Origin of the sequence: Psychrobacillus sp. FSL H8-0484 (genome assembly GCF_038005325.1) — a bacterium.
Taxonomy (GTDB): domain Bacteria; phylum Bacillota; class Bacilli; order Bacillales_A; family Planococcaceae; genus Psychrobacillus.
The window spans coordinates 1,987,880-2,012,597 of sequence record NZ_JBBOSZ010000001.1; the positions used below are offsets into that span (position 1 = coordinate 1,987,880).

General features: G+C 37.0%; 20 protein-coding genes, 4 pseudogenes and 1 other annotated feature. Of the genes and pseudogenes, 16 read left to right on the plus strand and 8 right to left on the minus strand.

The window, feature by feature from the left end; translation table 11 throughout:
* Positions 1-100: 100 nt before the first annotated feature.
* Positions 101-544: a WapI family immunity protein gene (locus MHH81_RS09595; protein ID WP_340920485.1), complete on the plus strand. Its 444-nt coding sequence runs from the start codon at positions 101-103 to the stop codon at positions 542-544.
* Positions 545-631: 87 nt separating this feature from the next.
* Positions 632-1,090 carry a putative iron-sulfur cluster-binding metallochaperone gene (locus tag MHH81_RS09600; protein WP_340920487.1) on the plus strand — a complete coding sequence of 153 codons (459 nt, stop codon included), beginning with the start codon at positions 632-634 and terminating at the stop codon, positions 1,088-1,090.
* A 236-nt stretch (positions 1,091-1,326) separates the two neighbouring features.
* Here MHH81_RS09600 and MHH81_RS09605 read toward each other — a convergent pair whose 3' ends face one another.
* Positions 1,327-2,820 carry a sensor histidine kinase gene (locus tag MHH81_RS09605; RefSeq protein ID WP_340920489.1) on the minus strand — a complete coding sequence of 498 codons (1,494 nt, stop codon included), beginning with the start codon at positions 2,818-2,820 and terminating at the stop codon, positions 1,327-1,329.
* Positions 2,810-3,487, minus strand: a complete 678-nt coding sequence (locus tag MHH81_RS09610) for a response regulator transcription factor (protein WP_340920491.1) — start codon at positions 3,485-3,487, stop codon at positions 2,810-2,812. Before MHH81_RS09610 ends, MHH81_RS09605 begins: the two co-directional genes overlap by 11 nt.
* A 274-nt stretch (positions 3,488-3,761) precedes the next feature.
* Between MHH81_RS09610 and MHH81_RS09615 the strand changes: the two genes are divergently transcribed.
* From MHH81_RS09615 to MHH81_RS09635, 5 genes and pseudogenes are all read left to right on the plus strand, one after another.
* The gene (locus MHH81_RS09615; protein ID WP_340920494.1) at positions 3,762-4,100 is read left to right on the plus strand and encodes a hypothetical protein; all 339 of its coding nucleotides are present in this window, start codon (positions 3,762-3,764) and stop codon (positions 4,098-4,100) included.
* Positions 4,101-4,477: 377 nt separating this feature from the next.
* The gene (locus tag MHH81_RS09620) at positions 4,478-6,421 is read left to right on the plus strand and encodes an ABC transporter ATP-binding protein/permease (protein ID WP_340920496.1); all 1,944 of its coding nucleotides are present in this window, start codon (positions 4,478-4,480) and stop codon (positions 6,419-6,421) included.
* The gene (locus MHH81_RS09625; protein WP_340920498.1) at positions 6,421-8,217 is read left to right on the plus strand and encodes an ABC transporter ATP-binding protein/permease; all 1,797 of its coding nucleotides are present in this window, start codon (positions 6,421-6,423) and stop codon (positions 8,215-8,217) included. The genes MHH81_RS09620 and MHH81_RS09625 overlap by 1 nt, the downstream gene beginning before the upstream one ends.
* A gap of 280 nt (positions 8,218-8,497) precedes the next feature.
* Positions 8,498-8,900, plus strand: a pseudogene (locus MHH81_RS09630) (SRPBCC family protein).
* Positions 8,901-9,133: 233 nt separating this feature from the next.
* Positions 9,134-9,360: a binding site (T-box leader), on the plus strand.
* A gap of 233 nt (positions 9,361-9,593) precedes the next feature.
* Positions 9,594-10,955 carry a sodium-dependent transporter gene (locus MHH81_RS09635; RefSeq protein WP_340920500.1) on the plus strand — a complete coding sequence of 454 codons (1,362 nt, stop codon included), beginning with the start codon at positions 9,594-9,596 and terminating at the stop codon, positions 10,953-10,955.
* 73 nt (positions 10,956-11,028) lie between these two features.
* Here the strand turns inward: MHH81_RS09635 and MHH81_RS09640 are convergent, their stop codons facing one another.
* A complete protein-coding gene (locus tag MHH81_RS09640) occupies positions 11,029-11,412 on the minus strand; it encodes a hypothetical protein (RefSeq protein ID WP_340920502.1) in 384 nt (127 codons plus the stop codon).
* Between the two features lie 291 nt (positions 11,413-11,703).
* Between MHH81_RS09640 and MHH81_RS09645 the strand changes: the two genes are divergently transcribed.
* Genes MHH81_RS09645 through MHH81_RS09660 form a run of 4 tightly spaced genes read left to right on the plus strand, consistent with a single transcriptional unit; the run spans position 11,704 to position 15,836 of the window.
* On the plus strand, positions 11,704-12,705 hold the full coding sequence (locus MHH81_RS09645; protein WP_340925213.1) for an asparaginase: 1,002 nt from the start codon (positions 11,704-11,706) through the stop codon (positions 12,703-12,705).
* 26 nt (positions 12,706-12,731) lie between these two features.
* On the plus strand, positions 12,732-14,171 hold the full coding sequence (locus tag MHH81_RS09650; RefSeq protein ID WP_340920503.1) for a leucyl aminopeptidase family protein: 1,440 nt from the start codon (positions 12,732-12,734) through the stop codon (positions 14,169-14,171).
* Entirely contained in the window at positions 14,168-14,863 is a 696-nt protein-coding gene (locus MHH81_RS09655) for a copper homeostasis protein CutC (protein ID WP_340920505.1), read from the plus strand. The genes MHH81_RS09650 and MHH81_RS09655 overlap by 4 nt, the downstream gene beginning before the upstream one ends.
* A 25-nt stretch (positions 14,864-14,888) precedes the next feature.
* Entirely contained in the window at positions 14,889-15,836 is a 948-nt protein-coding gene (locus tag MHH81_RS09660; protein ID WP_340920508.1) for an ROK family protein, read from the plus strand.
* Positions 15,837-15,948: 112 nt separating this feature from the next.
* Here the strand turns inward: MHH81_RS09660 and MHH81_RS09665 are convergent, their stop codons facing one another.
* Positions 15,949-16,221, minus strand: coding sequence for a DUF2277 domain-containing protein (locus MHH81_RS09665; RefSeq protein WP_340920511.1), 273 nt, complete (start codon positions 16,219-16,221; stop codon positions 15,949-15,951).
* A 96-nt stretch (positions 16,222-16,317) separates the two neighbouring features.
* Here MHH81_RS09665 and MHH81_RS09670 point away from each other — a divergent pair.
* A pseudogene (locus tag MHH81_RS09670) lies at positions 16,318-16,545 on the plus strand (FMN-binding negative transcriptional regulator); the annotation flags it as partial.
* Here MHH81_RS09670 and MHH81_RS09675 read toward each other — a convergent pair.
* Together MHH81_RS09675 and MHH81_RS09680 are read right to left on the minus strand one after the other, a co-directional pair.
* Positions 16,546-17,084: pseudogene (locus MHH81_RS09675) on the minus strand (YdhK family protein); the annotation flags it as partial. It lies immediately after the preceding pseudogene.
* Between the two features lie 59 nt (positions 17,085-17,143).
* Positions 17,144-17,353: a cation transporter gene (locus MHH81_RS09680; protein WP_340920513.1), complete on the minus strand. Its 210-nt coding sequence runs from the start codon at positions 17,351-17,353 to the stop codon at positions 17,144-17,146.
* 79 nt (positions 17,354-17,432) lie between these two features.
* Between MHH81_RS09680 and MHH81_RS09685 the strand changes: the two are divergent.
* From MHH81_RS09685 to MHH81_RS09700, 4 genes and pseudogenes are all read left to right on the plus strand, one after another.
* Positions 17,433-17,868: pseudogene (locus MHH81_RS09685) on the plus strand (cation diffusion facilitator family transporter); the annotation flags it as partial.
* 312 nt (positions 17,869-18,180) lie between these two features.
* Entirely contained in the window at positions 18,181-19,215 is a 1,035-nt protein-coding gene (locus MHH81_RS09690; RefSeq protein WP_340920516.1) for an ABC transporter permease, read from the plus strand.
* Between the two features lies 1 nt (position 19,216).
* On the plus strand, positions 19,217-19,903 hold the full coding sequence (locus MHH81_RS09695) for an ABC transporter ATP-binding protein (RefSeq protein ID WP_340920519.1): 687 nt from the start codon (positions 19,217-19,219) through the stop codon (positions 19,901-19,903).
* A gap of 451 nt (positions 19,904-20,354) precedes the next feature.
* A complete protein-coding gene (locus MHH81_RS09700) occupies positions 20,355-20,495 on the plus strand; it encodes a hypothetical protein (protein WP_340920523.1) in 141 nt (46 codons plus the stop codon).
* 568 nt (positions 20,496-21,063) lie between these two features.
* On the opposite strand, the gene MHH81_RS09710 is transcribed toward MHH81_RS09700, so the two are convergent.
* A complete protein-coding gene (locus MHH81_RS09710) occupies positions 21,064-21,768 on the minus strand; it encodes a response regulator transcription factor (protein WP_340920526.1) in 705 nt (234 codons plus the stop codon).
* Positions 21,761-24,472, minus strand: coding sequence for a sensor histidine kinase KdpD (locus tag MHH81_RS09715; RefSeq protein ID WP_340920529.1), 2,712 nt, complete (start codon positions 24,470-24,472; stop codon positions 21,761-21,763). Before MHH81_RS09715 ends, MHH81_RS09710 begins: the two co-directional genes overlap by 8 nt.
* Positions 24,473-24,718 lie beyond the last annotated feature (246 nt).

The following is a 24,718-nucleotide window of genomic DNA, read 5'->3' on the forward strand; positions in this document are numbered from 1 at the left end:
GAACGTAATTTTCTTGCATATTCTGTGGTGAAGTAGGGCTTCATGGGTGGCTAAATGGTCAAGGGTCTGGTTAGTTGGAGAATGAAAGGAGATGATAAAAGTGAATGAATTTGTAATTGGAGGCAAACAAGGATTCATACGAATAGAAATCATAGAAGTTATTGGCTTTCCTAATGAAACAAGTTTTAAGGGTGGATACGAGGTTAAAGGAAAGATTGATATTAAATGTGGAAACTATTTTGTGAAAGATGCAGAATTATGGCTTTCTACTGGTCAGATATATGAGTTTTTTATTGAACTTCAGAAATGTTATAGACAATTAAATGGTATTGTGAATTTTGCCCCAGAATCTAACCTTAAATTTGAAATGTATTTCAATAAGTTAGGGCAAGTTACTATACAAGGATATTTCCAAGAGTTATTGAGTGAAGAAAATATTTTACATTTTGAATTTGAAAGTGAACAAAGCTATTTGTTCTCAACATTAGAAGAGTTACAAAAAATAGCTGTCCATTATGGCGGTTTAGAAGGTATAAAGAAATAGCTAGTTCTTCTTGTACTACCGGGGCAGGTAAGTGGGTGAATAGATGTTATTATTAGTATTAGAAAACTAAAAGTGAGGGGAATAGAAATGACTGATTGTTGTGCTACAAAAGAACAAATTATTGAAAGTAATGGTTCCGATTTATGCCCTTCTTGTAATAATAAAGGGAAAAAGTTGAAAATTATTACATTGAAATCAATGCTAAAACCATCAGTTTTAGATTCTTCGAATCCAAATTTGACTCATTACTTTTGTTCCACGAAAGATTGTGGTGTTGTCTATTTTGATACAGAGGAAGAATCTTACCTTACGTCAGATGTAAAGGTATCTGTACATCAAAAAGATGATTCTTCCACAGTCCCAATTTGCTACTGTTTTGGTTGGACAAAAGAGAAAATTCGGGAATATGAAGAACAAGAAATTTCTCCTAAACCTTTAGAACACATTAAAGAAAATGTAAAAGCTAACAGATGTGGGTGTGAGGTAAATAATCCTCAAGGTAGTTGCTGTATGGGAAATGTTTTACTATTTACAAAAAGTCTTTAAATTGCTTAAAAAAGAAGAACAGAATACAATGTCACAGGACAGTGGATTTTTATACAAAAAGGAAATCTTAAATGCATTCCTTTTATGAATCCAAAGGTTTTTCTGAAATTAGCAGTGGATTACTAAACAAATAATAAAAATAAAAGTATTAATCTATATTATTGAATAAAATAAAGATCACCTTTTCATTTTTTTGAAGAGGTGATTTTTAGGATTATTTCTGTAGAACTTATAGTTTATTCAATAGGTAGCATGAGACGAAATATAGTTTCATGGGGTGAGGTTGATAATAAGAACAATTCACAATTATTAGCTTCAGCAAGTAATCGACTTAAAGGTAAGCCAAGCCCTAATCCTTGCTTCTTCTTTCTTTTACTGTCTCCTCGATAATATCGTTCAAAAATATAAGGAATTTCTTGTTCTGCAATACCTTTACCATTATCTAATATATCAAGATACAGCTTTTTTTCTTCGATATTGAGTCTTAAAGTGATTTTAGTAGCCTCTGCCCCTGCACTATTCATTAAGAGGTTAAGTAGAATTTGCTTAATCTGACCTCTGTCAGCTACTATTTTCAGTGGTTTGATTAAAGGAGAGATATCAATGTCTATATCTTTAAAACCTTCTATGGAATGAACCTGTTGGATTACTTCTACTACTACTTCTGATAGGGATAATAATACGAATTCCCCATGAATTGCACTGGATTCTAACGATGCGAAATCTAATAAATCCTCCACCATTTTTTGCATTCGCTTAGCTTCTTCTAACGTTGTAACTAAAAATTGATCTGCTGTTTCCCCAGTGACAATGCCCCCTTGGACGGCCTGAATCATACCACGTATCGAAGTAACAGGGGTCCTTAATTCGTGAGAAACTCCTGCAAGTAAGTCCGTTCTCATTTGTTCAAGTTGTTTCAAACGCTTTGTCATCACTTCAAAAGAAGAAAATAGTTGTTGTAGTTCCGCTTCCTTTACTTTCGTTGCGGATGGTAGGTTCGGAGAGTAATCTCCTTCCGAGACTTGTCTCGCAGCTTCCGTTAATTGATGTAAGGGACGAGTTAATTTTCTAGAAAGGTGATATATTACAAGCCAACCACCAAATGCGATTCCCAAAATAATTAGTACAAGAAAGCTATAAGTTTCTATATTATCTAAAAATATTTTTGGTGAAGGGGTGCTTAAATATAAAGCACCTATCACTTCGCCCTCTTTATTTAGAGGGATGCCTACACGTAGCAATGTAATATCCTTAATTTTTATTTTTTCTTTAGTTGATTTACCATTTAGCACACTTTCTAGAGTAGAAGGTGTTTCAGCAAGAGTCTCAGACAATGATGTATCTAGACTAGAAAAGTTAATAAGATTGTGGTCCTCTTCATTAAAAATTTGCATAGAATCTTGAGCAACAGGACGCACTAGTTCGGCTGGTGTAGCTGGTGTAACAATGGGCACGGCAGGTGTAGTAGGTGTAGCAGGTGTAATATGTAGTTCATCTTGGCTAGTACTTGGTTGTGATTGTAATACTTCCATAGAGCGTATATAGGAAACGCTGAGTTGTTCCGCTCTCGCCTGTAGTAATTGAAAACTTTGTCGATTTTCATTTACTTTTATCCATACACCAGCGATAATCCCTAAAAAGATAAGAATTGCTATTAATACACCTGCATATCTACGAGTCCAAAAACGCAGTAAAGGGATACTGTTATCAGACGGTAAGTTAGTTGACATATAGCATATACCCCATTCCACGCACTGTTTTAATTTCTCCCTCATCAGCTGACCAATCACGCAAGAGTTGGCGGATTCTTTTAATGGAAGCATCTACAGCTCTATCTGCACCGTCATAATTCATCCCCCATACAGAATCCAATAGTTGATCGCGAGTAAAGCATTGATTAGGATGTTGTCCTAGAAAGGCAAGCAGTCCCCAATCACGTGGTGACAAAGGAATTAACTCCTCAAAAAAGGAAGCTGTACGAGTATTAAGGTTTATGATGAGATGACCTAATCTAATAATTTCATTATCTTCTAAATGTGAAGAGCGACGTAATACGGCTTGTACTCGAGCAACAACCTCCTCGGGATCGAACGGCTTTGTGATATAATCATCCGCCCCTTGTCCAAGCCCTGCTAATCTTTCGGGGACACTCCCTCTAGCAGTTAGGATAATGACAGGACAACTTCCATATTGACGGATTTGTTTTAAAATCTCTAGCCCATCATTTTGAGGCAACATCAAATCCAAAAGTACCAATGAAGGGTTATATTTTAAAAAAGTTTGAATTATATTGCCTTCACCTAAATCGTACAAAACCGAAAAATCATTTCTTTCCAAATATACTTTTAATAACTGAGCAATTGGCAATTCATCCTCAATAAGTAAGATGCGCTTCACTATAAAACATCCTTTCTACAATACTTTGTAATAAACTTATCACAATAAGAGCTAAGTAGTTAGTGTATATCTTGAATATGACAATAAAATGACAACGACGCATTATTTCCTATTTAAGCAGGGGATATGTAGACTACTACCCATATTCCAGGGTGATACGCTACATTTTTCAAGTCGTCATATTGCGGTCACATTCAATAGTTAAATTAAGTATGTGGGAAACAACATCCCAACACTACATCGCACAGCGATTAAAAATTAGGAGGAATTTGAAATGAAAAAAGTTCTATTATTAGGTGCAGTAACATTGGCAGTTTCAGGATTGGCAGGATCAGCTTTAGCTTCTTCAAATGAATTAAAAGAGGAATCTACACTAGCAGTAGAATCGACACCTGCAGTAGAAGTAACAGCTGAAGAAAGAGCAGTACTTGAAAAAGAAGCACTTGAAGTGAAAGGAACACCAGCAGTAAAAGCAACAGAGGCTACAAAAGCAACACCAGCAGCAAAAGTTACACCTGCAATTGAAGCAACGCCTGAAGAAATCGCTGCACATGAAAAACAAGCCGCAGTTGAAGGGAATATGACATCATCAGTAGAAGCATCAAAAAAATAAGCTAATTACTTTTGCATGAGACTACAGGCTAGATTTTGTTTGCCCGTTCGAATTATGCTAATACAAAACGTGTTAGTAGTAAAATTCTGTGTAATCGTCAAATGAAAAAAATCTTCTAACGAAATCTGTGCTATGTGATTGTCATAGTGCAATCATTCGTTAGAAGTTTTTTTATTATATCATCTGAACAACAATCGATTTGTTATTCAATTCATATAAAAGCTCGTAAGTTGCTTCCACGTAGAGTCTTAGCTATCTATAGAATTACCATCTATTCTAAGTCCCTTCGCAATCGTTCATTGCAAATTTAGCTAGTCTTATACAATAAGTATTTATTTAAATGAAGAAAAACTAAAATAGTAGATAGGAGTAAATAGATGTTTGAAATTAAAAATGTATCCAAACAATATAACGGCGAATTCGCTTTGAATAATATTTCTTTTACAATGGGAAAAGGATTGAATTTTATAGTTGGTGCTTCAGGTAGTGGTAAAACAACTCTTTTGAAAATCATCAGTGGTATGGAACAAGATTTCGGTGGCGAGGTTTATTATTGCGGAAAGAATATGAAAGCATTAACCTCTAATGAAAAAAGCTATTTTTACAACAACATTTTCGGATTTGTTTGGCAGGATTTTAATTTGCTGGAGGATTCATCGGTTTTAGAAAATGTATTGATACCACAGTATCTAAAGGATAAACAAAATCATAAGGACGCTGAAAAAAAATTAAAAGAACTAGGAATATTGGACCTTGCAAAGCGAAAAGTGAAAGATCTTTCGGGCGGTCAAAAACAGCGTGTTGCCATCGCTAGAGAACTGATGAAAAATCCACGAGTTATTATAGCGGACGAGCCAACTAGTGCCTTAGATGAAAAGAACTCCAAAACAACAATGGATATTCTGAAAGCTATTTCTAAAGACAGGACTGTTATAGTTGTAACCCACGATACCAATTTAATTGATCATCAATCAAATGTTATAGATTTGGATGAGGGAGAAACGACTGTATTCCCGCAAAAAGCTGTAAATAAAACAGAAAAACTTACATATGGTGAAAGTCATCGCTTATCGATAAAAAATGCTTTCGCTATTACCAAATCACACGTTAAAAGTAAGTTTGGCCGATTTCTAGTATCAGCCCTTTCTCTAATGGTTGCAGGTACGTTTTTGTTTACTACCGTAAGTGGGACAATCGAGGGCAGCAGTCAAGGGGAGTTTGACGAGCTGATTGATACTTATGGCGAAGGACTTAAAGATATTAGTATCGTTGGTAGTTTTACCAGTGCAGGGGGCACAGGCGATAATCAGGAAGAAAAGCCGAACGCAGATGTATCACAGGATATTGGTGGTTTATATGAACAATATGTAGGCGATGAGCGCGTTGATTTTACTACTTTTATACAAGGGTTTGATAATATCAAAGTAACTGTTAGCGGGAAAGAATATCAAATACAAGGAACAGGTACTGTTCCGTCAATCAATAAGTTGGTAGCAGGAAAAATGCCGACAGGTAAAGACAACGAGATTGTTGTCCCAGAAAGTTTTGTTAAAACATTGGGCATATCAAACGAGCAAGCAATCGGCAAAGAAATTGATTTTAGCAGCGGGATTTACAATTGGGACACAGGTGAGCCTGTTATAAAAGACGCATCCATTACCGGAACAATCGTAGGTGTTGCAGATAATACTAACTATTATGAATATGAAGGAGAAATGACAGAGTTAACCGTTGATGACTCTTTCTTCTTCAGCGAAGTTGCACTAGACGATTTAAGAAGACAAGCAGGAATTGAAAATGACGCAATGAATTTTATTATTCGAGCAAAGACGCCTGCTGATATGATTGCTATTAAAGACGAGCTGAGCGAACAAGGAATTGTACCTCTTGGTCAATTTGAACTTGTGGAGGATATTGTTAGATTAAATGAGCTAACAACTGAACAGTCGGGCTCGGCGAGTATGGTCATAGGAATTTTATCGGTCGTTATGGTCATTTCTATTTCTCTTATCACAGGTTTTATGAGAAAAAGAGAATATGCAATTTATAAAGTTAGTGGCTTTAAAAATGCCCATTTGAGTCTGCTTAACTTGACTGAAAAGATAACAGAAGTCTTTACAGCTATTCTAATCATGCTTGTTGCATCACCTCTTATCAATATGTCGACCGAGGCCTTGTTTAACGCAAGTATTCTAAATTCAAAAATGTTGTTGTCGGGGGCGCTATTGATTGCTTTAGTGGGAGCAATTGCTTACTTTACAACTGCTATTGCCTTTCTAAAGACCAATACAACAACAGCTTTAAAGACAGGTGACAGATAGTGATCGCAATAAAAAAGCTTACAAAAAAATATGATAATTCACTTATTCTTGATGATACAAGTTTAAACTTTCCTAGCCAAGGACTTGTTTGCCTTTTAGGTCCATCGGGTTCCGGTAAAAGCACACTGCTTAACATGGTAGCAGGCTTCGATAGCGATTACAGCGGTGATATTACGGTTTGTGGCACTTCGATCAGTAATATGAACGCAGATGAATTGTGTACCTATCGCAGAGATAATATAGGATTTATCTTTCAAAACTACCATCTTTTAAGCGGATATACTGTATTTGAAAACATTTTGCATTCTTGTGAGCTAAATACTTCAAGCGAAGCGCAAAATAGAGAAAATGCCAAAGAACTGCTAAATAAACTGGGATTATCACAAAAGATAGATGAAAAAATCGAAAATCTTTCGGGCGGCCAAAAGCAGAGGGTTGCTATTGCAAGAGCGATCATTAGTAATCCTCGTATTATATTGGCAGATGAGCCGACAGGAGCATTAGACCGTAGTAACACCAATGAAATTATGGAACTTTTAAAAGAGATTTCAAAAGATCGTTTGGTTATTGTCATTACGCATGATCAAAAGATTTGTAGCTTTGCAGATGAAGTTGTTCATATCGAAAATGGAAAAATGATTACTAGCAATATCGATACTCGAACCGATATTACTAGTAATCATACACTTAGCTTAAATAGGAGAGTCAAAGTATCTGCGTTCAAGCGAGGGCTTAAGAACTATAAAGTGCATATCACACGCTATATTGCTGTGAGTTTGGCAATTTCCATCGGTATCCTTGCATTTATGTTGTCATTATCTTCGGGGAATAGTATGGACAAGGCTATTTCGGATTTTAAGGATAATAACACCGCCTATAACAACGGGTACATTAAGGGTGAGGATAAAGGAAAAGTTTTTGATATATTGAATGCTGATGAACGTATAGGAAATGTTTATTATCAATATAAAATCAAGGATGTTTCTTTAAGGATGGGCGATAAATCGGAAGCTTTGTCAGAAAAATATCCAATGGCAAAGGCTACTGAGCATATGTCATATGGTGCTATGCCAAAAACAGGTGAAAATGAAATAGCACTTAGTCCAAGCCTCGCTAAAAAGTTTGAAAATGATATTAGTAATTTGCTTGTTAAAGAATTCACCCTAAATTATGGTGGTAAAGAATACACGCTTACGATCAGCGGTATTTATAACGCAGGCTACGATGATTTCTTTATAAGCTCCGATATTGAACAAGCGTTTTATGAAAATATGGAAGGTGAAAAATCCTATTCAATTAGTTACGATGTAAAGAACTTTGAAGATATTGTATCAGTAAGTCAAATGCTTACTGACAAAAAAATTGATAGTAAAAATTCGGCTAGAGAAGTAGGAGCTTTGCAAAGTACATTCAACAGTCTTAGCCGTTTGTTTTTAATCGTTTCTGTTTTAATTTTAGCAATAGGCTTGTTTATCAGTACAGTCCTACTTATAAAACTGCAAAATTCAAGATTCAAGGAAATAGGGCTACTGTCCGCTTTGGGATATAATAAAGGAACAATCCGGAAAATGATTGTCAGCGAAAATTTGCTTTTATCTGCAATGTCAGCTATTTTTCAAGCTGTCCTCATTGGCTGTACTTATTTAGTGGGAATGATTTTCAATTTAGCAATTATGATCACCCCACTACAAATCTTGCTCTCCATACTTTCCACAGGTGTTGTTGTTATTGTAATTAGCATAATAGCAAGCCACAAGCTAATCTCTACAGAGCCTGCAGTAGCGTTGAGAAAATAATGTATCATTTTTAATTAAAATTAATTTTCGATTTCAGAACCAACTGATTTTCTTGCAAATCTATATTTTGGACTGCCACAGCCTTTCTGGTTGTGGCATTTTTTGTGTAATAAGATTAATAAACAGATTGTGAACCCAGGGTTTGAAGTAGGTTCTGGTGCCAGGCACCAACACAATTCTGAATAGTTTGCGTGCCTGGCACCTAAAAGCAGCGTGCCTGGCACCTAAAAGCATTGATGTAGCAGCTGAAAGAGTTTTTGATGCATGGTTGAATCCTGAAATGATGAGAAAGTGGTTTTTCACATTGGAAGGGACTGGTAGCAGAAAATAATCCACAAGTGGGAGGAACTTGGGAAATTGTTGATCAGCGCGGTGGACAGGATTACAGAACTATAGGGGAATACCTTGAAATAGATCCTCCGAAAAAATTAGTGTTCACTTTTAAAATGCCACAGTTTAGCGAATCAGACGATACGATTAGAGTGGAGTTAAAAGAATTACAGCAAGGTTGTGAAATGGCATTTTCACAAGAAATTAACGTTCCGCATGAAGAAAACTGGACAACTGCTGATATTGAAAAGGCGCTTGGAGAGTATCACGATGGATCTGAACATGGTTGGAACTTAATGTTCATGGGACTGAAGGAATTAGTTGAAACAGGGAAAGTTAGCTATACAGGCTAAATAGGGGCCAGGTTCTAACTTATTTCAGTAATAAATAAGAATTTCGTATCTAAGAATTCCTGTAATAAAAAAATGATAATTTTAAATATTCACTCAATATAGTTGGTTTGGTTCTATAAATAACCATTTAAGTAGTTTAATATACCTTGATTTTGTGTGGATATAAAAGTAGCAAGACAAAGGCTTGACCTTTAGCGCGTCTCATACTATAATTCCGTTTAATAGATAATAGTAAATGAGCGTTGAAGAGAACCTTATTAAGCCGGTCTCCCTGTTAATAGAGAATCAGTGGTTGGTGCAAACTGATACAAAGACATAGGTGAATTTCATTCTTGGAGCTTTTTTTATACTGCATCATGGAGTAAGTAGTATAAAACGGATTAAACCGTTATTTGATCAAGTGGGAAATATGTATTGTTTCCAATTAGGGTGGTACCGCGTGAAAAGTCACGTCCCTATCGTTATCGATAGAGACATGGCTTTTTTTGTTATTTACTTTAAACTGATAAGAAAGTATATGCTTTCATACTTAGTAATTGTCTAGCTACAGCGCCTAGCCCCTCGGGGTCAAATGTGAAAAAGCTGTGGTGGCTGGAGAGCTGCCTCCTCGCTTTTCCCATTTGCCTGTCGGGGCAGGCATAGGCGCTTACGCATTTCTTGAGGACATAATAAAAATAGATTGGATTGAATCGTGTGCAAAAAACAGAGCAGTGGTCATCGAAGATTGGTTTTATTTTATCTGCAGCAGGCTCCGCTATAGGGGTAGGGGCAATATGGAAGCTTCCTTATGTTACTGGTATTAGTGGGGGAGGCGCATTCTTTCTTCTGTTTATTGCATTTTCCTTGTTTATAGGTTTCCCGTTGCTATTAGCAGAGTTCGTTATCGGTAGAAGCACGCAAAAAGAAGCGATTAGTGCTTATCGCAGTTTAGTTCCTAATACGAATTGGCATTGGATTGGAAAGCTAGGGGTATTTACTTGTTTTCTATTATTGTCTTTTTATAGTGTCATTGGTGGTTGGATTGTTATTTATTTTGCTAAAGGTATGTTTGGTGGAATCATTAGCGAAGGAGTAGATTATGGATCTGTTTTTGGTGCGACGATTGGAAATCCTCTTTTAGTGATTGGAGCTCAATTAGGGTTTTTAGTTATTACGGTTTTAGTTGTAGCAAAAGGGATTCAAAATGGAATTGAAAAAGTAAGTAAGATTTTGATGCCTGCATTATTTATTTTATTTCTCGTTTTAATTATTCGCTCACTTACTCTTGATAATGCGATGGAAGGTGTGAAATTCTTTTTAGCACCTGATTTCTCGAATATTACATCTGAAAGTGTTCTGTTTGCGATGGGACAAGCCTTTTTCTCTTTAAGTGTCGGAGTATCGGTAATGGTGACGTATAGTTCTTATCTTTCTAAGAAAGAAAGTTTAATTCAACCAGCTATTTCTATTGTTTCATTGAACTTATTAATTGCTTTATTGGCAGGATTAGCAATTTTCCCAGCTGTATTTTCACTTGGGTTAGAGCCAGCGGAAGGGCCAGGTTTGTTATTTGTTGTATTGCCAGCTGTGTTTGATCAAATTCTTTTTGGAGAATTTTTCTTATTAGGATTTTTAGCTCTGTTTTTATTTGCCACATTAACTTCGGCCTTTTCGATGCTAGAAATAATAGTAGCGGCTATTGTGAAAGGTAACGAGGAGAAAAGAACGAAGTATGCATTTATAATCGGTGGACTAATTTTCGCAGTAGGTGTTCCTTCTGCATTGTCTTATAGTGTTTTAGGGGATGTTTTAATTTTCTCGAAAAATATTTTCGATTCAGCTGATTATTTAGTAAGTAACATTTTAATGCCATTAGGTGTATTTTTAATTTCTATTTTCGTTTCTCATAAGATAAAGAAAAGTACACTTCGAGAGGAAATATTACGACATTCTCGTTTAGGTGCGACTGCATTTAATGTATGGTTTTTTATAATGAAGTACGTTATTCCTTTAGTAATTATCATCGTATTCTTAGATATAACTGGAATTTTAGATAAAGTAGTAGAACTTTTTTAAATAGAAAAAAAGAGGCAGCTCCTTTCATCGGATTATTATCCGATAAAAGGAGCTTCTTTTTTTGAGAGGTTATTTAAACTTTAAAACGGTTAACAGCTAGGCTTAGTTCTTCACTCAATCCTGTTAATGTTTCTGCTGCAGTTGTAACAGATTGAATAGCACGTAGTTGTTCGTCTGTTGAGGCGCTGACTTCTTCACAAGCAGCGGCTGTTTCTTGGGCCGTGGCTGCCATAGTTTGGATGGTTTCAGAGACGTCATCTTTATGGATTGCTACTTTTTGAATTTCTACATAAACTGCATCGATGGAACCTTGCATATTTGCCATCAATGTGGAAATTTCTCCAAAAGTGATTTCAGTACTGTTGACAACTGTTCCTTGACGTTGGAAGTTTTCACGTGTGTCATTCATTTGTTGGGTAACAAGTCTAGATTCCGCTTGCAGTTCCTGAATAGTCACTTTAACTACTTCTGTCGAGCGAGCTCATTGTTCAGCGAGTTTGCGCACTTCTTCGGCAACGACTGCGTCGGTTCATCTGTCTTTTTGTTTAGGTCTATTTGATTAGTAATATAATTAAGAATAGATAAAAAATAATACTATTTAATCAATTTTGTAAATAAATCTCAAGAATTGTAATAGTTTTAAAATTTGTATATGTATTAGAGAGAATATGTAATGTATTTAAGTTAGAATAATTAGTGTATTCATATATCAATTTAGAAAAAGTATAAAAGACAAAGGGTGAAAATGATGAACTATCCAGTATTAGTGGAAGAATATCGTGGAGGTATGCATGAAAATACGCATATGGGGGTTGTTTGTGGCATTAATGAAAAAGGAGAGGTAATTTATTCGGTTGGTGATGAAAATCATATGACTTTTTTGCGTTCTGCCGCAAAACCTTTCCAAGCAATTCCGGTTATTCAAAATGGAATTGATGAAAAATTTGGACTGACGTCAGAGGAAGCGGCATTATTTGCAGCTTCACAGCGTGGAGAAAGCTATCACTTGGAAGCGCTGGAGTCGATTTTGCATAAAACTGGTATTGAAGAAGAGGAGTTTTATTGTTGTCCAACGTATCCATTGAATGACGAACCGAAAGCTGAATATCATCGCAAGCATGGAGAGAAACGTAAAATTTTTCATAATTGCTCTGGAAAGCATAGTGGCTTTATGGCTTTAGCGAAAGTATTGGGGCATGAGGTTGATGGCTATTGGAAGCTGGAGCATCCCGTCCAGCAGTTAAGTCTTGCAGCGATGGCCGACATGGCGAACTATCCGAAAGAAGACATTGGGATCGGTATTGATGGCTGTGGATTTCCAGTTTATGTGATACCGCTACAACATATTGCACAAGCATACTTGAAATTAGCTTGTCCAGACTTGATTGAACAACGAGAAATGAGAGAGGCAGTTGTTAAAGTTGCAAATTATATGAATGCACATCCTGAGATGATTGCTAGTCATGATTTTATCTGTACGGTATTGCTTGCAGATCCAAATATTGTTGCAAAAGGTGGAGCTAAGGGTGTTTACGGCTTTGCTTTGAAGAAGGAACGAATGAGTTTTGCGTTAAAAGTAATGGATGGATCCGAACTTGTATGGCCAAATATTGTTGCTTCTATTTTAGAACAGATTGGTTATGAAAATCATGAGACAATTGAGCGTTTGTATGCATTATCGTCCAAAGTAATTATAAATGATAACGGAGAAGTGGTTGGAGAAAGAAAGACTGTATTTCAGTTAGTTTAATAATAAGAGGAAAGGATGATTTGCATATGCTTATTACTGTTGGAAGCGAGCGGACTACAGAAGCAACAATCCATCTATGCTGGAAGACATCTGAGCCAATTGTTATAGCGGGGGTCGAACTAAAACCTCATATGAGGGAACGTGGAGCAGCTCATTTACTGTACGGTAGGGGTACAGAGTCACATCATTTAGTTATTGGACTCGGTGAAGTAGCCGGAATTTCTTATGAAATACTGCGAAATGCCGCTGGAGTTGCAGCAAGGACGGTACAAAAGGAAGGCTTCCAAACAGTAGCCGTCCATCTTGAAGCGTTAAATATAATAGAAGAGATTAAGGAAAATGAAAACATAACCTCATGGACGGAAGGTTGGCTGTTAGGATCCTATCAATTCGACCGCTACAAGTCGAAGAAAAAAGTGTTTCCATTAGAGAAGCTACATATTATCAGTACGTCTACAGACGGGGAAGTAGCAGTACAAAAAGGAATAATTCGTGCTGAAGGAACTATGTTAGCACGTGATTTATGCAATGAACCTCCAAATATTCTTCACCCTGAATCACTTGTGGAGTTTGTAGAAACGCATTTTGCAGAACTTCCTGTTGATATTCATATTTATCGAGAGGAAGAACTAGTGAAACAGCAGATGAATGGGTTATTGACAGTTGGACAAGGAAGCAGTTATAAACCAGCGATGATTGAACTGTCTTATGCAACTGATCCTAAGCAGCCACTTATAGTACTTGTTGGTAAAGGGATTACTTTTGATATGGGTGGCATGAATGTAAAGTCGGGCAGAGATATTAGTGATGCTCGTTTCGATATGGGAGGAGCTTGTGCGGTACTTGGAGCGATGGATATTATTAGTCGATCTGGCATTCAAGCGAATATTACTGCATTGATCGCAACTGCCGATAATATGCCTGATTCGCGCGCATTTGTACCTTCTACAGTTATCACTTATCCGAACGGGTTAACAGTGCAGGTCGGCAATACGGATGCGGAAGGGAGACTTGTGTTAGCGGATGCTTTATTGCTTGCAAATCGTCTTGGCGCTAAGGAAGTAGTGGATATTTGCACGTTGACGGGCAATGTAGGAGAAGCACTTGGCTTAGGCATAGCTGGAGTCTGGGGAGATCAATCTTTTGTAGAGGAATTTGCTTCTATTGGAGAACAAAATGGTGATAGAGTTTGGCCGATGCCATTGATAGATGAATACGAAGAACTGTTACATAGTGATTACGCTGATATGAATAATATGAGCTCCATTCCATATGGCGGTGCAATTGTGGCTGCGCTATTTTTGCGCCGATTTGTGGACCCGTCGATTCGTTGGGCTCATATTGATATGGCCAACACGGTGCAGTCCAAAAGTGATAAAGGCTATTATACAGCAGGTGCAACAGGGTATGGAACTCGTTTGTTAGTTGACTTTGTTCTGAGTAGACAGGAGGAGTTTTTCAAATGATGTTAGAAATTATAGCTACAAGCTTAGCAGATGCGATTGCTGCAGAGAGTGCTGGTGCAGATCGCTTGGAACTATGTTCAGCCTTATCTGAAGGAGGGTTAACGCCGAGTTTAGGGTTGATAGAAGCAGTAGTTCAAGGAGTTGATATTCCGGTTCATGTCATTGTCCGACCGCATAGCCGGACCTTCCAATATGACGAGGAGGATGTAGCTGTCATGCTAACAGATATTCGTCATATTAAGAAGGTCGGAGCTGCAGGTATCGTTATTGGAGCATTAGATGAGGATAATAAAGTGAATACAGGGGTCATTTCGCGTTTATTGATGGAGAGTGGGGATATGAATGTCACTTTCCATCGTGCTTTTGACGAAATCGACGATCAGTTGGAAGCATTAGAAGTAATTGCTACGTTTCCACAGATTCAACGAATTTTAACTTCTGGAGGACAAGCACCTGCACCGGAGTCTGCTGAACAACTGAAAAAGTTAGTCGATAAATCCAAAAATACATCTATCCAAATTTTAGCGGGGAATGGAATGAACCCAGAAACGTTATCAGCCTTAGTTAAGGCAACTGGATTGGAAGAAGTACATTTTGGGTCAGCAGTTCGTACGAATAGAAGCTTTATGTATCCGATTGATGAGGCCGTTATTACAGACATAAAAAGCAATCTTCAGCAATTGAGAAAATAGATTGGGAGAATTCGAGGGATCGGTAATGGAACAGAATATGGAATATATTGTTGGAGTAGATCTTGGTGGGACAAAAATAGCAACGGCATTACTCGATCTCAATGGGAAGATATTGCGAAGAGTGCGCTATGAAACTACTCCCCTTAAAAGTGCAAAGGAAGTGATCGATTGCTTAATACATTCGGTTCATAAAGTTCGTGGCGATATACCTATCACTGGAGTTGGCGTTGCATCACCGGGAGCGGTTGATACAAAACGGGGAATTATTTTGAATGGAGCCAATTTGCCGGAGTGGGTCAATATTCCACTTCGTCAGGAGATGGAAAGTCAACTAGAGCTCCCTGTTCAAATCGCCAATGATGCAAATGCAGCTGCTTGGGGAGAGTATTATGCAGGAGCTGGAAAAGGTTCTAAAACAATGGCCTATATTACGATTAGTACTGGCATCGGTTCGGGAATCATCTTGGATGGTCGGTTACTGCTTGGTAGCAATGGTTACGCTGGAGAGCTAGGACATACAATGATTGTACAAGATGGGCAACTATGCGGCTGTGGACAGTTAGGTTGTTGGGAAGCATATGCATCAGGTACATCCATTGCACGAATTACAAAGGAAGCTGCTGAGAAAAAGTTTTCATTGATGACAGAATTAGCGGCGCAAGACGGTACAGTAATTGGGGCAAAGCATCTGTTCAAAGCTGCTAGTCTTGGGGATTCAGTTGCTATTGGCGTGATAGATAAAGCGACCTCTTATATAGCTTCGGGATTGAAGAATGTGATACATACATTTAACCCAGATTGTATTGTAATCGGTGGCGGGGTGAGTCTGGCCGGTGATGATTTATTTGCACCAGTATTGGAGAAAACGAAAAGACTTGTTATGGAACCTTACCGTGAAACGTTCCGTATCGTACCTGCACTGCTAGGCGAGGATGTGGGAGTAGTGGGGGCAGCAACTTTGAGTTTTACATGATTGGTTGTTAGATCCTTAGTTTCGAATAGTTTCGAAAACTAAGGATTTTTTTGGTTGTTTGAGCAATTGGATAATGAATTGCATCTTTTATCGTATGGATCAAATAGGAAGTCTATTCTAATCCGAATCTTTTCGCAGAACGTGCTCGAGCTCGCTCTGCTTCTATTTCTCGATCACGAGGCTCGGCGTTCGTGACGAGTGTGTCGAATAGATGCTGTGTGGCAATAGCCACTTCCTGAACAGCACGATTAAAAGCATCCTCATTTGCCTGTGATGGTTTAATGAAACCAGAGACCTTTCGCACATACTGAAGTGAAGCTGCGTAAACTTCATTATTGGTAGCTGGAGGATCAAAGTTAAATAGTTTTTTAATGTTGCGGCACATGGACTCCACTCCTTTTGTTGTTTTCTCGATTGTAGCATATTCTTTTTTTATGAGATAATTTAACTAGATAGCCAGAATAATACGAGGAGGATAATTATGTACATTCCTAAATATTTTAAAGTTACAGATGTAAATGAAGTAAGAGGATTTATTCAACAAAACTCGTTTGGAACGATCGTTACAACGAAAAAAGGTAGACCAATTGCCTCTCATTTACCTTTTGGTTTTAGTAAAGTAGGGGATGATTACTATATAAAAGGGCATATGGCTTATGGAAATCCCCAATGGAAAACATTTGAAACGAATGAAGAAGTGCTCATTATGTGATAATTCACTTTCAGTTACCCACTTATGATTTTTCACTTTTTCACCCTTAGATGTGTAATCAACCATGTAAACCGTAGTTTGTTCTGCTGAATCAATTGTTGCAACAGCACCATCCATGCCTTCCATATGATTTGCTTCTAATATAAAGCGATTATTAGCGGCAAAAGGTTGTTCCCCAGCTCCTTTGAGTTCCTCATGAATGACCCATTTATGATTAGATACTTTACCTCCACCAGTTGTTGGAGTATAAGTTACAGCATAAACAGTAGTACTGTAAGAACCGACAATTGTCGCTTTAGCCCCGTTCATACCTTGCATATGATCTGTTTTCATATTGCTTGGCTCCCAACAGGATATGTTGGATTTGATTTTTCTTGTAAGCCTTCAGGTAACTCACCAGAATTTGTGTTATTCATATGTGCCTGTTCTTCTGTGTCTACGTGATTTGTCTGGTGTTCTTCTTGATTATCACCACAAGCGACAAGTACGAGTGCAGTACTAACGGTTGCAATGCCTATACCGATTTGTTTTTTCATTTTCCATCTTCCTCACATGTATTAATGGGTGTACGTTGAAGACATTTACAAGGTTTGAATTATTTAGCTACTACGTAAGCATGGCTTTCGATTGCTGCTACAACTTGTGCGACTGCTATTTGTCCTTTGTCGAATACAACAGCTACTTCACCAGATGCTACATTTACTTGAACATCTTCGATACCTTCTAATTTACGGATACTTCCGTCTACTTTGTTTCCGCAGCTACCACATGACATGCCTTGTACGTTTAATGTTACGTTTTCCATAATATAATTGCTCCTTTTAAGTGATTTTGTACGGCAGGGGGGTATATGGACGATAAAAAAATAACAGCATACTTAAACGCATTTGGTAATAAAAGTGATTGGAGTATTTTTAACAAATAGCTTGGCCCTATTATCAGATGCAGGTCATATGCTAAGTGATTCTGTTTCATTAGCGATTGCATTAATAGCCTTGATATTAGGTGAAAAGGTTGCAAGTAAAGAGTAAAACATATGAATATAAACGATTTGAAATTTTAGCAGCTGTGCTAAATAGAGTCACATTAATATTGATTGCCTTATTTATCTTTTATGAAGCAATCCAGCGATTTGCTAACCCACCGGAAGTAGCGACAACAGGAATGCTTATTATTAGCAGTGTCGGATTGGCGGTTAAAATTCTTGTTGAGTGGATTAAGACGCGTGGTGGCGATACAGAAGAAAACTTAAATATGCGAGGAACATATCTTAGTAGTGACTTTAAAGTAATTTACTTTACGATTTTAGCTTTATTATTACAAGACGGACAAACACCATTATTTTCGTTTTTTATTTCTTTTGGATTACTACTATAACAATAAATACTGTTTGCGGAAATGTTTTGTTGTGCACACAATTAATTTAATATTTTTCCTGTCGAAGAAACTAGATGACGGGGAAAAGTTGAAGGGATTTTCTGTTTCTTTCTCAACGAATCGTTTTCAAACTATCTTCTTGCAAATCTAAATTTTGAAATTACTACAGCCGTTCTTCAAATGTAATGATTTGTTCATTTTCAGTTTATATAGGCAGTTTATTATGTGTTTATATAAAGAATGGAGGAGTTAATAATGAACCTTGCTTGGAAAGAAATTAAGAAAAACAAAGTAAGATTTTTGATTTTAGGTTCTATTGTGTTTCTTGTTAGTTTACTAACTTTTATTATTTCTGGTTTGGCAAATGGATTATCACAAGACAATGCTGCCCTTATTAAAGATTTACCAAAAGGGCAATTTTATATGAATGAAGATGCAGATGAAACTTATAATCTGTCAAGAATAGATAGCAATATCCAAGATGAAATATTAAACAAACAAAAGGATGCTGTGGCGTTTTCAATTCAAATGGGCTTTTTAAATGATGAGGCTGATAAACAACAGAGTATTGCCTTTGTGACATCCACCGATTCAAATCTATTTGAAAATGTTAAACACGAGGAAATTATTTTAGATAGCTCATTGAAGGATAAAGGTATAAAGATTGGAGATACATTAACTAATAATCAATTTAGTGGCAAGTTTGTAGTAAAGGACTTTGTTGATCAAAAGAAATATAGTCATGCTCCTGTTGCTTACATCAGTATGGAGGATTACAAAGAAATTTACCGAGTTGATGAAATGCAATTAGTTTTCACACCAGGAGGGTATTCTTCACAAGAATTCACTGGGCTACAATCGTTTTCAAATAAAGATTTTCTCGGTACTATTCCAAGTTATAGCGCAGAACAGATGTCTCTAAATATGATTGTTTGGTTTTTAGTAGTAATTAGTGGAATGTTGTTTGCTATCTTTTTCTACATGATGAACGTACAAAAAATTGGTTTATACGGTATTTTAAAAGCAATAGGTTTAAAAACAAGTAGGTTATTCAAAATGATATGGACGCAGATGGTTGTTATTACGGTAATTTCACTTGTTTTGTCTATTACACTCAGTCAAGTTTTTAATATGATTGCGCCTGAGGGTATGCCTTTTAGTTTAACGCTTAAAACAACTGGGCAATTGTCAATAGTATTCCTAATTATCGGATTCATTGGAGCTACACTCTCAGGAATTCAAATAAAAAAAATCGAACCATTACAAGCGATACAGCAAGGAGAGGTTTAATATGACACTATTTACAATTGATGAAGTTAGAAAATCGTTTACTAATGGTGAAGTAAAGGAAGAAATATTAAAAGGAATTAATCTTTCGCTTAGAGAAGGGGAGATAACAGCATTAGTGGGTGCATCAGGCTCTGGTAAAAGTACACTTCTTACTATTGCTGCGGGACTTCAACCTACATCAGATGGGCAAGTAATATTCGAAGGAAAAAATATGACTACCATGAGTTCAGAGCAAGTTCGAAAAGTTCGAGCAAGTAAATTTGGTTTTGTCTTTCAATTTGCTCATCTTGTTCCATTTCTTACGGTAGAAGAACAACTAATGCTAATGCTAGATGTTTCTGAATCGAAATTAAAGAAACATGAACAAAAAGAAGAGGTAAATAGATTACTAAAATTAGTTGGGATGGATCATCGAAAAAATGCCTATCCTTCTTCATTGTCAGGTGGGGAGAAACAGCGAGTTGCAATTGCTCGTGCAATAATTCATAAACCTAAAGTTCTCTTCGCAGATGAACCAACGGCAAGTTTAGATTCAAAAAGATCTAAAGATGTTATGTTATTAATTCGTGATTTAACTAAAACACTTAATATTACTACTTTAATGGTTACACATGATGATGAAATGCTTTCTTATGCTGATCAAATAATTAAAATGAGCGATGGTCTAATTTTGCAAAATGTAAATTAAATCCTTAAACTTCAGGATATAATTCTAGACTGCCAGGGTTAAATGGGGGTTTAGTTAAATAAGTTAAGATAACATTTTTGTTTGCTTTTTTGTTGCACATCTGGAACATTAAGCGTCTATAACAAAAAATTAAATAGCAACTCTTAAGAGAGAGCGTTCCATTCGGAGCGTTCTTTTATTTTGGTTTTATAATATTCTTTGGATTTTACTACAATTACGCATAAAAATGCACGCAACTTCTCATTTTTTTATTTGAATATTCAAGAAACAAGTATGAAAAGGAGTTATTTTAGATTGATTGACAACAAACAAAAAAACAATACGATATACCTTCTGCTAATTCTATAAATTTGTTTAGTAATCAAAAAAATACTCTTTATTATCGTTTTTGTATATTTTTCTATAAATTAGACAACATTAACAGTAGTAAATGAAGAATGGAGGGATTAGGATGAAACATAAAAGGGATATTCTGACAATAATGTCTGTTATTTTATCAACAGGTTTACTGTTCGGATGCAACGGTGTCGATGAAGATGAGCCGGACCCAACCGAAGAACCTTCAGAGCAGCAAAAAGATAATAATCAATAATTGTCCTTTTATAAACAAAAAATTTTGAATATAATAACATCGTTCTAACAGAGCGATGTTTTTTGTTTGATTGGAATCATAAGGGGATGGTTTAGCAAAGAATTACTATACTGCTGTAAAACCAATACTTACACTTCTAAGAGAGAAACGAGTTAAGCTAGTCGTTCGTGAAGTATCGGATACACATCCCGATTCAAGTTAGGGCGATACTTTTAGTTTTTACGAGGGCACTGAAAAAGTATAAAGTAGTACTTTTTTATACTAATTTTTTGCGGAAAATTCACTTTACTTAAAAGGATTTAGCGCAGCGGAATGAGACTCCTGCAGGATAAGGGTTTTTTGTAGCATGGATGGCTAACGGGGACTTTTGTTGAAGAAGGACCACTGTGAGTAATCAAACTTTTTTAATGAAAATACATACTAAATCATAAGAAAAGAATCCATTTTGATCAATCTTTTTTCAAAATGGATTCTTTTTATTTACCCTAATAAAGGTGTTCAGGAGGAACTATTGATTAATCATTATTTCGAATGTTACCCCCTAAATTTTGCGAAGTATAGATATTATTTATTCGTCACCGCCATAGCGTAGCATTCGGTATCCGACTCGTATGTGCGTCTGGATATATTTGGGGGTGGCTGGGTTCTCTTCAATTTTCTTACGGAGCGTCGCCATAAAAACACGCAGGCTAGGAACATCCGATTGAAGAGCGATTTGCCAAACTTCCTTCAATAGAAAATTATGAGTCAGTACTTTACCAACATGCTTTGAGAGCACGACTAACAACTTATACTCAATAGGCGTCAAATGTACTTCCTCTCCACGCACGAATACTGTGTTTGCTAAATAATCAATTTGTAAATTTCCGTTCATAAAAACCGGCTGCTCCTGTTCCAAATTACGCTCGCTCGCACTTCTTCTTAGTGCTACACGAATACGAGCAAGTAGCTCGTCTACGCTAAAGGGCTTCGTCACGTAATCATCCGCACCAGCATCGAGGGCATTGATTTTATCAGATTCTTCGCCTCGCGCACTTACTACTATGATAGGGGTTTGAGACCAACTACGGATTTTTTGAATAATGTCAATGCCGTCCATATCCGGTAGACCTAGATCTAGAATAATCACTTCTGGCTTCATCGAGAGTGCCTTTTGCAGTGCACTTTGACCATCTTGTGCAATATCGTATTCGTATTGCTGCGTATTTAATGTCATTTTGATCAAGTTACCGATAGCTATATCATCTTCGACCACAAGGATTCGTTTATTCATCGATATTCACAACTCCTTTTTTAAGTGAAAAATTAAAAATGGTACCCATCGGTTCATTATCCGAAACAGTTAGTTCACTTCCGTGTAATTTTAAGATCGTTTGGCACAATGCTAAACCGAGTCCTAGACCACGCCGGCTGTCGCTTCGCTGTACCTTACCTGTTGTAAAAGGTTCAAACAGCTTTGCCTTTACTGAATCTTCAATTCCTGGTCCATTATCCACAATGCTAAAGTGTACATAGTTATCCACTTCCTTTGCAGTTAGGATTATCTCGCTACCTGCAGGCGTGTAGGTCAGTGCATTATCGATAATGTTGATAAGCACCTGAATAATGAGACGTGCATCCATCAATGCCAATAGTAATTCTGGCTCTATATGATAAGTGATTTGGTGCGTATTGTTTATGCGAACGACATGCAAAAGTGCTTCTTGCATAATATCTTCCACAAGTTCTGGTTGCATCTCAATTGCAAGTTTACCATCATCAAGTCTTGAAACGGCAAGTAAGTTCTCTACCATTTGCACAAGCCATTTCGAGTTGCTATAAATATCCCGATACAATTGAGTTTTTTCGGATTCATGAATCTGTTCGCCGCTTGTCAACAATATATCGGCATTTCCTGAAATGCTAGTAAGAGGTGTCCTTAAATCATGGGATATTGCTCGTAAAAGGTTTGCTCGCATTTGTTCAAGCTCTGCTTCTCGAGCAACTTCTTCATTCAACTTCTGTAAATACCATTTATCAAGAGCGAACGAAAAGTCATTGATGATGGCATGTAAAATATGACGTTCAAACGCAGGTAAAGGTGATTCTTTTGATAGAGCGATTCCAATAACACCTTTTACATTGCCACCAGATACGAACGGTAAATAGTATGCCTGTGCTTCTGGAAAGATATCTGTTGATACACCTGCTACGTGCTTATTACTGGCAACCCAGCTCACTATACCACGCTCGCTTGCATTGTCAAACATTGCTGCCACTTCTTTATTTTCTAAAGTCGTCATGCTATCTGTTCGAAAAAAAACAGACTTCACTATTAATTTATTGTCTATTTCAAAGAATTCAACTGGCTTTTCTACTAGTTTTACAATTTGAGACATGCCTTCATTGATGATTTCTTCTATTGACTTTGCGTGTTGTAATTTACGATTTGTTTCTAGCAACACTTCCATTCGATAAGACTTACGAACTGCAACGACAGCCTGCTCCTTTACTTTTCTAGTTAGACTACTTGTAATAAAACCGGAAAGGAACATGATTAAAAACGTCATTGGGTAATCACGGTGGTATGCTTCAAATGAAAACCGTGGCTCGGTAAAGAAAAAGTTGAAGATGAGCACTGCCCCTAGCGAGCTAATGATGCTGACCATCCAACCGGATGTCCATGTTGCAAGTACTAACACGCCTAAAATATAGATGGTGATAATATTCGATTCACTAACTCCGATTGCTAAGAAAAACAGACCAATGAATGATGCCAAACCGAACACGATTGCCATTTTAAGCAAATCCATCCACTCAAACTTTAGCTGAGGCTTTATTTCTGGAAAGCGCATCGGTTCATTGTCTTCATCAGGTACAATATGTATTGCTAAGTTTGGTATAAAGTCATTAAAACGATCGCTTATTTTGGAATTAGGAAGCCACCATTTCTTTTTCATAGCTGTTCTTCCTATTACAAGCTTCGTCACACCGCTTATTTGTGCATAATTCGCAAGCGCTGCTGCTACATCATCTTCCTGTACGATTACTATATGACCACCAAGCTGTTCTGTCAGTTTGATGTGCTGCTGTAGTCGCTCGGAGTTCACTTCGTTCCGATCATTTGTTTTCACTTTTTGTACATAAAGTGCTGTGAATTTACCATGCAAGGCTTGTGCCAGCCTAGCTGCAGAGCGAATAACTTTCGCATTGGTTGGTGAACTACTGATGCCTACCAATATATGCTCCTCTACATGAGCACTTTGGCTGAAAGAGTCGTTTTTTTGTGTCTGTTGATGATAAATTGTGTCTGCAGTTCGGCGCAGTGCGATTTCGCGAAGCGCCACCAGATTCTGTTTTCGGAAAAAAAAGTCCATCGCTTTTTCTGCTTGTTTTAAGTGATATATTTTACCTTCTTTTAATCGTTGAATTAAATCGTCTGGTTCAATATCCACTAGCTTTATTTGTGCTGCATGATCAATTAAGTAATCTGGAATGCGCTCGCGTACCTTCACCCCAGTGATTTCTTCCACCAAATCGTGAAGGCTTTCAATATGCTGGATATTAACAGTTGTGTATACATGGATGCCTTTAGCAAGCAATTCTTCCACGTCACCAAAACGTTTTAAGTGGCGCATCGTTGGTACATTTGAATGAGCCAACTCATCAATTAGTACAATCTCTGGATTACGTTCAATTACAGCATCGATGTCCAGTTCTACAAAAGTCTTTCCTTTATAGTTTACTTTTCTAGTTGGTATTAGCTCAAGTCCTTCAAGTAAAGCTGCTGTCTCGGGTCGAGGATGTGGTTCTACATAACCGACCACAACATCTGTACCGAGTTTTTTTGCTTGTTGGGCAGCATCTAGCATCGCGTATGTTTTACCTACACCTGCGGCATATCCAAGAAAAATCTTTAGTCTTCCTACGGTTGCTTCTTTTTCTTCTTGTTTAATCTTTGCTAATAACGCCTCTGGACTTGGACGTGTGTCTTCCATCACCCTTCACCTCTACTCTATTATAGCTCCAATTACCATTAAGACAGCGTAAAGATTTAACCTTTATACCGTCTTAATATAAAACGCTTTTTCCTAACACTACATTAATTTGAATTACATTATGATAAAAACATCCAACAGAGGAAGGGATGATTCAATTGATGGACGTTTATATGATTGGTTTGCTAGTCATTAGTTTTGCTAGTCTTTATGGACTGACAATTTGGTGTTACAAGCAAGTAAATC